Consider the following 10,000-nt stretch of genomic DNA (forward strand, 5'->3'; position numbering starts at 1 on the left):
ACCCGACGTCTGGCATGAGGCAGGCCCAACGCGACTTTGGTTATGTTTTGCGCAGCGTGACGCGCCGCTGGGGCGTCTATGCCCTGATGATCGCCGGAACAGGCCTCGCGCTGACCCTGACCCTGATCGTCGGCCTATTTATCCGCAGCGAGTTGAGTTTTGACCGCTTTATCCGCGACTCCGACCGCGTCTATCTGGTGTCGGCCCTGTACGGGCTGGAAAACAAGCCTCTGGTGCCGAGCGATATCACCCCCACTGGCGTGGCGCGCTGGATGCGGACGGATATGCCCGAAGCCCGGCAGGTGGCGCGTCTCCTCCCCGTCGAATGGGCCTTTTCGACACCGCGCCGTATCGCGCGCGAGCGCTTTTTCTGGGCCGACCCCAACCTGTTCGAGGTGCTTGACCTGCCCGCCGTCGCCGGAGACCTGAAGACCGCGCTGCGCGCACCCGACAGCATCGTCATGACGCAGCGCATGGCCAGAGCCTATTTCGGCGATCAGAACGCACTCGGCCGCACGCTGACCACGCGATACAACCAACGTCTGCGCGTCACCGCCATACTGAAGGATTTTCCGTCCAATACGCATCTGGACCGCGAACTTTTCGTTTCCGGGCGTTCCGCCGACAGCGTGCTGGCGCTGCACGACGCCAACCCCAGCTATCTGTGGAGTATCTGCTATACCTATGTGAAGATGGCCCCCGGCGTCCGGCCGCAGACGGTGGCGCAAACCCTCAGCCGGCTCACGCATCAGAACTGGCAGGGGCCGAACAACATCCCCGTCAGCTACGAACTTATCGCCCTCAAAGACCTGCACCTGCACGAACGGGGTGACCTTCAGATGAAGGCGCGCGGACACGTGGATACGCTTGTGGCCCTGTCGCTGGTTGCCTTGGTTATCCTGTCGATTGCCTGTGCCAACTATGCAGGGCTGGTGCTGGCGGAAACCGATGAACGCGGGGCCGAAATGGCGTTGTTGTCCGCGCTGGGCGCCGGGCGGGCGCATCTTCTGGCCACGGTGCTGCGCGAAAGCCTGATCGTGCATCTGATCAGCCTTGTGGTGGCGCTGGCCCTGACCGAGCGGCTGTTGCCCTATCTGAACCACAGCCTCAATCTGGACCTGAAACTGTGGGCCTCTCCGCTAAGCCTGATCGCGATTATGGCGCTGATCACCACCGCCCTCGCCGGGCTGTCGGCCCTGCTGCCGGCGATTATCGTCACCGCCCCTTCGGCGGTGCGCCGGGCCCGGATGCGCACACGGCCGCCGCAAAGGTGGCAGGGATGGATCATCGCGCAGTTTACACTGGTCATCAGCCTGCTGATCGCCGCGCAGGTCGTCTCGCGGCAGTGGGACTATGCGCTTTACACCGCGCCGGGGTTTGACGGAGACCATCTGTACATCGTGCCGCGCCATGACAACCCCTGGATAAACCGGGCTTTTCTCAACGAAATCGAGCAGATGGACGGGGTTTCGGGCGTCGCTGAGGCCTTCGGGGCCCCGACCTCGAATTTCGTGCGCCCCGCTCTGGTGAAGGGTAAGGACGGACGGGTTCTGTCCTTTACCCGAAACTCGGTTTCCCCCGACTTTTTCGACGTCTATGGCGTCAAACTGCGCGCCGGACACGGTCTGAACGGTACGTTTTCCGAGATTATTGCGCCGAAAGAGGTCCTGATCAATGAGACCGCTGTGCGCGCCCTGGGCTTCGCGTCGGCTCAGGAGGCGCTGGGGCAAACGCTCGAATACGAAACCGACCGCACGCATATGCGGTCACGCATTATCGGCGTGGTGCCGGATATCCGCTTTTCTACCGTTCATTATGCCGTCCCCCCCATGATGTTTGACGGCTTCGACCGGTTTTTCACGCATTTCAGCATCCGCGTCAAAGCTCAGGGAGAGGCCGAAACCCTGAGACAGATTGATCAGGTCTGGCTGCGTCACACGGTGGGGACTGAACCCATCGCCCGGCAAGCGTTTCGGGACTATCTGACCTCGCAATATCACGACCTGCATCAGCAGGTGGCCGTCAGCCGCCTTGTCGCCGCCGCTGCCATTGTCCTCTCGGCTCTGGGGCTGATGGGGCTGTGCGTCTTCCTGACCCGTCATCAGAGCCGGGAGCTGGCGATCCGCAAGGCCTTGGGGGCGCATTTCGGCGATCTTCTGAGGCACCGCCTTAGACCCTTCTGGCTGCCCTTGCTGATCGCCAATATCACCGCCTGGCCGCTGGCCGGTTTCGTCCTGCAAAAGTGGCTGGGGACGTTCGCGGCGCACGTGCCCCTGACGCCCCTGCCCTTTGTGCTGGCCAGTCTGGCGACCAGTGCCTGCGCCGGAGGGGCCATCCTTCTGCACGCCGCGTGGTCAAACCGCAGCGTCAGGACGTCCCTTCTGCGACAGGATGCCTAGATGGTTCCCATGCTCTACGGCACCGTCTTTCCCTGACGCGCCGCTAACCGCTGGGCGGCAAGGGTGACAGTGACCCGAGTGCGAATATCGTCCGACGCCGCCCCCAGTTGCACCTCATAGGCCCCCGGCGCGATCACCCATTCGGACGTGGCCTCGTCATAGACGGCCAGAAGCCGCGGATCGACGCTCAGGCTTACCGTCTGCGACTGCCCTTTCGACAGGGACAGCTTGCGGAACCCGACCAGACGGCGCGGAGCCTCCCAGCCGGCGCTTTTGGGGGCCGCCACATAGACCTGCCCCACCGTCTTGCCTTCGCGCGCCCCCGTATTGGTGAGTGTGAAGCCGATCGTCAGCCTCTCCCCGGCCCCCTCGACCGCCTGAGCCTTAAGCCCATCCATGCGGAAGGTCGTGTAGCTGAGCCCCTGCCCGAAGGCAAAGAGCGGCGTATAGCCTTTCAGATCAAACCACTTATAGCCCACAGCCGCCCCTTCGGTATAGCGCACCGTGAAGCTGGAATTGGGCGGCAGGTCGCCTCCCGGCAGGGCCTGATGCACGAATTGCGCCTCGGAGGCCGGGAAGGTCAGGGGCAGGTGCCCCGACGGATTGACCTCACCGCTCAGGACACGGGCAATCGCCTCACCGCCGCGCGCACCGGGATAGAAGGCGCTCAGAATGGCGCGCACCTCGTCCTTCCACGGCATGAAGACCGGACCACCGCTTTCGACAACGACGACCGTGTTGGGATTGGCGCTGGCCACCGCGCGCACCAGTTCATCCTGCTGACCGTTCAGATCGAGAGAGACATCAAAGCCTTCGCCCGCCCACTGATGGACGAACACGATCACCACATCGGCCGAACGCGCTGCGCGGGCCGCCGCGCTCAGATCGTCCCCGGAGAGGTAGCTGATCCGGGCTTTCGGGAGTTGTGCCTGCAAGGCCTTGAGCGGTGACGAGGGCTGCCAGACCACCGGCCCCGGCCAGCCCTTGGGTTCAAGGCCCGTCACCGCATTGCCGCCTACGGGGGAGACGCTGGAGGAACCCCCACCGGCCAGCACGCCCTTGTCCGCGTAGGAACCCACCAGCAGGATGCGCTTCTGCCCCGACAGGGGCAACAGGGCCTTGTCGTTTTTCAGAAGCACCAGCGACTCTTCGGCGGCGGTTTGCGCAATCCTGTGGTGGGCTTCGAAGTCGATCTCGCCCTTGACGACCGGGTTGTCCATCACGCCCTTGTCGATCAGGGCCCACAGGATGCGCCGGGCCATGTCATCCAGACGACGGGCCGGAACCGAGCCATCCGAGAGAGCCGCCTTGAGACTTTCCCCGAAAAAGGCCTGCTTGTCGAAGGGGAAGCCGGATTGCTGATCCAGACCGGCATTGGCCGCCTGCACCGTCGAATGCACCGCCCCCCAGTCCGACATGACGTAGCCCTTGTAGCCCCAGTCCCGCTTGAGCGTATCCGTCAGCAGGGCCTCGTTCTCACAGGCATAGACATCGTTGATCTTGTTATAAGAACACATGACCGAGCCCGGACTGGAGCGCTCAATAGCCAGCTCAAAGGCCAGATTGTCGCTCATGCGCAGGGCCGGCTCCGAGATTTGTGCGCTCAGTGTGGTGCGCCCCGTCTCCTGCGCATTGATCGAGAAATGCTTGACGGTCGAAACGACGTGGACGGACTGCACGCCGCGGATCAGGCCTGCCCCCATCTCGGCGGCCAGCAAGGGGTCTTCCCCCGTATATTCGAAATTACGCCCGTTGCGCGGCTCACGCAGCAGATTGATGCCGCCGGCCAGCATGATGTTGAAACCCGACAGGCGCGCCTCGGTGCCGATCATACGCCCGCCCGCCTCGGTGACCTGCGGGTCCCACGAGGCGGCCGTTGCCAGAGAGGACGGCAGGGAGGTGCGTGGCATAAGGTGATTGCGCACCCCCATCGAGGCATCGGTCTGAAACTGCGCCGGAATCCCCAGACGCGGAATGCCCGGAATATAGCCCGCCGACCCCGGTATGACGTTCGCCACCACTTCCCTGGTGTTGAGGCCCGGAATGACGGAAGGGTCGATCTGGGTCAGCTGATCGCCGGAAGCGTAGCCGAAAACCAGAAGCCGCTTTTCCTCCGTCGTCATCTGCGCCAGCAACAGGGCGACGCGCTGATCGCTGCTCAGCGTCTTGTCCATCCACGGGGCGACCGCCTCGGCGTGCGCGGTTTGCGGCACGACCATCAGGGGAGACGCAGCGAGAAGCGAGGCGCTCAGCAAGAGCGCGGTGCGAAGTCGGTGAAGAGACATGAAAAACCTTCTTTAGGAAAGGCGGGTCGCACAACCGGCGACACACGCGTTAAAAAATGGGCGTTAAATGAAGCAGGAAAGGCGCGTGGCTCAGGGCGCTACCGTTTCCAGCGCGACCCGCTGCGGCGCAAGGCCTTCAACCTCAACATCGAGCCAGACCGGACCGGCGCCGGCTCCAGCACGCACTACGGCGACGGCGCGCCCGTGGAAGGTGCGGCGTATGCCCGACTGAAGGCTGCTGGCGTCGCGCGGATTGCCGTTGCCGAAACCGGCCAGCGTCCCCGCCCCCGACACGCGCACCGTGACCTGACGATCCGCCGCCTGCGTGTAAACCGGCGTCCCGTGCGCATCGAACAGCTCGACCGTCACATAGGCGAGGTCCTGACCATTGGCCCGCAGTTGGCGGCGCTCGGCCACCACCTTCGCCCGAACCGGCGCCTCTGAGGTGCGCAGCTCCCATTGCGCCGCCTTTCGCCCGTTACGATACCCGACGGCCACCAGCCGACCGGGTGCGTATCTCACCCTGAAGCTGGCGCGGTATTGCGTCTCGACCGACACGGCCTTGCGCCCCAGACTGCGGCCATTGAGGAACAGCTCGACCTCCGGCCATTCTGAAAACACTACCACCTCAAGCGGCTTGCCCTCCTGACCGGGCCACGTCCAGTTGGGGTGGATGTCTTCCAGCGACCAGTCCAGATGCGGCGGCGTGGTCGGGAAATACTGCCGGTCGGGCAGGTCTTCGGTGCCCTCCGGCTGACGCACAAACATCGACACCGGCGTTTTGCCCGTCTTCCACAGCACTTCGCGGTAATAGGCCGCCGGCCGCTTGCGGCCCGTGGCGTCGATTTCGCCGCAATAGGCCAGATGCCACGGATAGGGCCCCAGCTTTTGCCAGTCCTGACTGTAGCCCATCCAGCCGATGCCCGTTTCCCCCAGATAGTCCACGGCGGTCCACACGAAGTCGCCGATAACCCAGGGCTTGGTTTCCACCGCGCGCCAGTAGTCAAAGGCGTCCTTGGGCGTCGATTCCGAGGTGTACATCACGCGATCGGGGAAGGCCTGATGGTCGGGGTCGAAGCGATTGACGCGATAATTGTAGCCCGCCACGTCCAGCACGGCGAACTGCGCATCGCTCAGAGGCGGGTCGGCATTCACCCCTTGCGTCACCGCGCGCGACGGATCGAGCGCGCGGATACGGGCGACCAGCGCCTTACCCGTCTCCACCCCCAGCGGCGTGCCCTGCTCCGGGATTTCGTTGCCGATGCTCCACAGGATGACACTGGGGTGGTTGCGCCCGCTCAGGACCAGACTGTCGATATCCGAGCGCCAGTTGTCGGCAAAAAAGCGCGCATAGTCCTGATCGCGCTTGGGGCGGTTCCAACTGTCGAAGGCCTCGTTGATGACCAGCATCCCCAGCTCGTCCGCGGCCTCAAGCGTGGCCTGACTGGCCGGATTGTGGGCGCTGCGAATGGCGTTATAGCCCGCCGCCTTCATCAGGGCGACCTTGCGCCGGTCAGCATCCGGCCAGCCCGCAGCCCCCAGCATGTAGTTGTCGTGGTGGATATTGCCGCCCTTCAGCTTGTAGGGCTTGCCATTGATCCGCAGCCCGTTGACCGCGTCCATCGTCACGCTGCGGATACCGAAGCGCGTGCGTCTTTCGTCCACGATGACGCCATTCACTTTCAGCTCCTGCACCAGCGTATAGAGGTGGGGCGTTTCCGGCGACCACAGGCGGGGCGTGGCCACGGTCAGGCTCTGATCCCGGACGTCAGCGGTGCCCTGGCGCGTCGCTTGCGCCACAACCTTTCCGGTCGGGTCGCGCAGGGTCCACACCCTTTCTACCGCGTCTTTCGAGGTGGCGCAGTCCGAGACCCGCGACTGTACCGACACCGTGGCCGTTTGTGCAGAGACCTGCGGCGTGGTGACGAAGACGCTGTCCGGCACGATATGGGCGCAGTCGAGAAGTTCCAGCCTTACGGGCCGGATAATACCCGACCCGGCGTACCAGCGCGACGACGGGTCCTTATGATCGACACGCACGGCAATCACATTGTCGCCCGTACGCAGCTTACCCGTAAGATCGAGCGTAAAGGCCGTGTAGCCATAGGGGTGGCGCGCCACAGGCTCACCATTGAGCCAGATTTCGGCATCCATGTAGATCGCTTCGAAGGTCAGTCGCACGACCTTTTGCGCCTCCGGGGCCTCCAGCCGGATATGCCGCCGATACCAGCCCACGCCGCCCGGCAGATAGCCCGAATCCTGCCCGGCCACGGCCTGCGCCTCAAACGGCGGCTGCCCATCCGCCCTGTCCATGATGGCCCAGTCGTGTGGTACGGCGACCGTTTTCCACTGGCTATCGGGCGTATCGCTTTGCGCGCCATTGGGCGTATCCCCCGCATGAAAGCGCCACCCCTGCGAGATATCCTTTTCAATCGCTTGGGCCTGACACGACAGCGCGGCACTCAATAGCGCCGCAAACGCAGCCGCCTGATACGTCTTTTTCAGTAACACCCTGCCCTCTTTTCAGTTTTTTTGATACGACACAGGCCCGCCTGATCTCTCCGGGCTAAGACGCGCCCGAAACGGCGTTTCGCACTCTGCTCGACACCCCAGCCCTGACGACGCAGGGCCGCAGGTGCCCATCAACCGGGCTCCATGCTAGCAATGGTGCCCGTCTCGATGCAAGCAATATTTGTCTGACTATATTACTAAATGCACAGTGAACAGCTTCTTCGATGCGAGACGGCCAGGGCGGTGTGTGCAATCGCCTGAGTACATTTCACGTCCAGGCAGGTCACATCGGGCAAAGGTTTGAGCTTCCGCCGAGGGCACGGTTTGCGGTAGATATTTCCGAATTATGACGAACGCTTGGGGTGAGGCTGGTGGCTCTGACCGAGGGCAAATCATCCCATGGCCTGGCAAACTGGCGGGGTCTCGTCTGACTGAAGCCGGGGGCTCTGAGAAGGAAATAATAGCCGTGTTGGGCCTCTCCTCCCTCAAGGCGGCGCACGGCGGCAATAACGACGTCTTTAGGGAGTTGGTAGGCGCGGAGGGACTCGAACCCCCAACCAGACCGTTATGAGCGGTCGGCTCTAACCATTGAGCTACACGCCCGCACCAAAGGCAGGGGTTGCGTGCCTAACACGCTCCCGCAAGGATTTAAAGCCCTCTGCCGGTATTTTCAACATGCAGACACGGCGGCGACAAAGCTGACGCCAGATCGTCAGTCCGGTTCATGCGTCATTCACACGCGCACATGGATTATTGACACACAGGCGGGGCATTCTCCGCCCCGTGACGCCCCCGCCGGGTCTTAAAAAGGCCACGCCGGAGCGCCAGACTGATTTTAAAAGAAGAGAGACACCTATGAAACGGATGTTCGCGGTTTCCGCCGCTGCCCTCGCCCTGATGACCGCCGCCGCGCCGGTAATGGCCCAAACCCCTGAAGCGCCCAAGGCGGAGCGCATGGCGCCTCATCAAATGGGCACCCTGCTCACCCTGTCGGAAACGGCCGAGGTGCGCTCGACGCCGGACGTCGCCTTCATCACCTTTGGCGTGGTCACCGAGGCCAAAACCGCCGAAGAGGCCATGAAGCTCAACGCCCAGAAGATGAACAGCGTCTTTGCCGCCGTAAAGGCGCAGGGCATTGCCGACAAAAACGTGCAGACGACCGGCCTCAGCCTCAACGCTGTCTATGATTACCCGCAAAACGGCGGCACGCCGACCTTGCGCGGCTATCAGGCCAGCAATCGTATCAGCGTGCGCGTGGAAGAGGTCAAAAAGCTGGGCGGGGCCATCGACGCGGTAGTCAAGGCCGGTATCAACCAGATCGACGGCATCTCCTTCGGTCTGAAAGACCCGTCGGCCGCCGAGGACAAGGCGCGCATCGAGGCGACCAAAACCCTGATGGCGCGCGCCGAGCTTTATGCCAAATCACTGGGCAAGACGGTGAAGCGCATCAAGTCGCTGAACGAAAACGCCGCCATGTCCGCGCCTCCGCCTATGCCGATGGTCCGCGCCATGGCCATGAAGGCCGAGTCCGATACGGCCATTGCCGGCGGCGAGGTTTCGACCGCGATGACGCTCAATGCCGAGTTTGTGCTGGAATAGGCCTTACTCTGAACGCATGACACCTCCCCCCGGTGAGTGATAGGTTACCTGTCACAACCACCGGGGGGATTTTTTTATGTGGCGTTTTCTGTTGTCCACCAAAGGGCGTACCGCGCGCCTGCCTTATGCGTTGTTCATGGTAACTACGTCGCTAATTGTGTATGCGATTTCCACTCTCATCGTGCCGATGTTTAGTAATATCGGTATGCCTGCGTATGGTTACGCTCTTGTTCTGGCAGGACTGCCGGGCCTTTTACTGGTGTGGCCAGCTTTTGCTTTGTCGGCACGCCGGTTGAAGGACATGAGCGCGCCGACATGGCCAGCCCTGTTCTTTCTTATGCCCTGGCTCATCTCTGTTGTTTTCATAGCCATACCTTTTGTGCTGCCTATTGTTCCGGAGAGTGGCACCGGGGTGAATCCTGAGTATCAGCAAATAAGCAGCGCAATTACCATCGCCTCAAAAGCGGGCTTCTGGTTAAGCAAGGTGATAACCCTGATCCTCTGCTTCATCCCCGGCACCAAGGGGCCCAACCGTTACGGCCCGCCGCCGGGACAAAAGGCCGCGCCCGACCTCAGCGTCTTCGAATAGGCTTGCCGCGCGCCCGCCTTTGGGCGAAAAGGCAGCATGAGCCAGCCCTACGCCTCCACCGTCACGCCCTTGTTCACCACCGAAATCTACCGCGCCGACCTGTCGGACATGCCGGATTTCGCGGCCTATCTGGAGGAGATCGACGACACCTGCCGCGCCTTTGCCGATGAGGACGAGGCCGGGCAAAACTGGTCGCAGCAAAAGGGCTATCTCGGCTACACCTCCTATGGGTCATTGAACAACCTACCCCTGCTGGCCAGCGCCTTTGAAGACCTCAAGGCGCATACCGACGCCCACGCGGCACGCTTTGTCGAGATTCTGGAATACGACCTGCCCGCCGGGGCGCTGAAGCTCGACAATATGTGGATCAATATTCTGGAGCCCATGGGGCACCATTCGAACCACATCCACCCGCACAGCCTGATTTCCGGCACCTTCTACGTCAGCGTGCCCGACGGGGCCAGCGCGCTCAAATTCGAAGACCCGCGCCTGACCAGCTTTATGAATTCGCCGCCGCGCAAGGAAGGGGCCAAGCGCGAGCATCAGCCCTTCGTCTATGAGGCGCCAAAGCCCGGCACAATCCTGATGTGGGAAAGCTGGCTGCGCCACGAAGTGCC

At 62.7% G+C, this 10,000-nt stretch carries 6 protein-coding genes and 1 tRNA gene; 4 read left to right on the forward strand and 3 right to left on the reverse strand.

What is annotated here, in order from left to right; all coding sequences use genetic code 11:
* On the forward strand, positions 1-2,399 hold a 2,399-nt coding region (locus tag LDL37_RS00890; protein ID WP_290792987.1), incomplete at its 5' end, for an ABC transporter permease.
* 14 nt (positions 2,400-2,413) lie between these two features.
* Here LDL37_RS00890 and LDL37_RS00895 read toward each other — a convergent pair.
* From LDL37_RS00895 to LDL37_RS00905, 3 genes are all read right to left on the reverse strand, one after another.
* The gene (locus LDL37_RS00895; RefSeq protein WP_290792990.1) at positions 2,414-4,684 is read right to left on the reverse strand and encodes a glycoside hydrolase family 3 C-terminal domain-containing protein; all 2,271 of its coding nucleotides are present in this window, start codon (positions 4,682-4,684) and stop codon (positions 2,414-2,416) included.
* Between the two features lie 90 nt (positions 4,685-4,774).
* Positions 4,775-7,195: a glycoside hydrolase family 2 TIM barrel-domain containing protein gene (locus LDL37_RS00900; RefSeq protein WP_290792993.1), complete on the reverse strand. Its 2,421-nt coding sequence runs from the start codon at positions 7,193-7,195 to the stop codon at positions 4,775-4,777.
* Between the two features lie 527 nt (positions 7,196-7,722).
* A tRNA-Ile gene (locus tag LDL37_RS00905) sits at positions 7,723-7,798 on the reverse strand.
* Positions 7,799-8,050: 252 nt separating this feature from the next.
* Between LDL37_RS00905 and LDL37_RS00910 the strand changes: the two genes are divergently transcribed.
* The 3 genes from LDL37_RS00910 to LDL37_RS00920 all read left to right on the forward strand — a co-directional run.
* Positions 8,051-8,794 (forward strand): SIMPL domain-containing protein, encoded by a 744-nt coding sequence (locus LDL37_RS00910; RefSeq protein WP_290792995.1) that lies wholly within the window; start codon positions 8,051-8,053, stop codon positions 8,792-8,794.
* Between the two features lie 76 nt (positions 8,795-8,870).
* Positions 8,871-9,383 (forward strand): DUF805 domain-containing protein, encoded by a 513-nt coding sequence (locus LDL37_RS00915; RefSeq protein WP_290792997.1) that lies wholly within the window; start codon positions 8,871-8,873, stop codon positions 9,381-9,383.
* A gap of 36 nt (positions 9,384-9,419) precedes the next feature.
* On the forward strand, positions 9,420-10,000 hold a 581-nt coding region (locus LDL37_RS00920; protein ID WP_290792999.1), incomplete at its 3' end, for a TIGR02466 family protein.

The organism is Asticcacaulis sp. (assembly GCF_020217185.1).
In the GTDB taxonomy this organism is placed as follows: Bacteria; Pseudomonadota; Alphaproteobacteria; order Caulobacterales; family Caulobacteraceae; genus Asticcacaulis.

Excerpts from the sequence above, each read along its gene's own strand:
- LDL37_RS00915 (WP_290792997.1), top strand. The coding sequence starts at position 8,871 with ATGTGGCGTTTTCTGTTGTCCACCAAAGGGCGTACCGCGCGCCTGCCT.
- LDL37_RS00895 (WP_290792990.1), bottom strand. The coding sequence starts at position 4,684 with ATGTCTCTTCACCGACTTCGCACCGCGCTCTTGCTGAGCGCCTCGCTT.
- LDL37_RS00910 (WP_290792995.1), top strand. The coding sequence starts at position 8,051 with ATGAAACGGATGTTCGCGGTTTCCGCCGCTGCCCTCGCCCTGATGACC.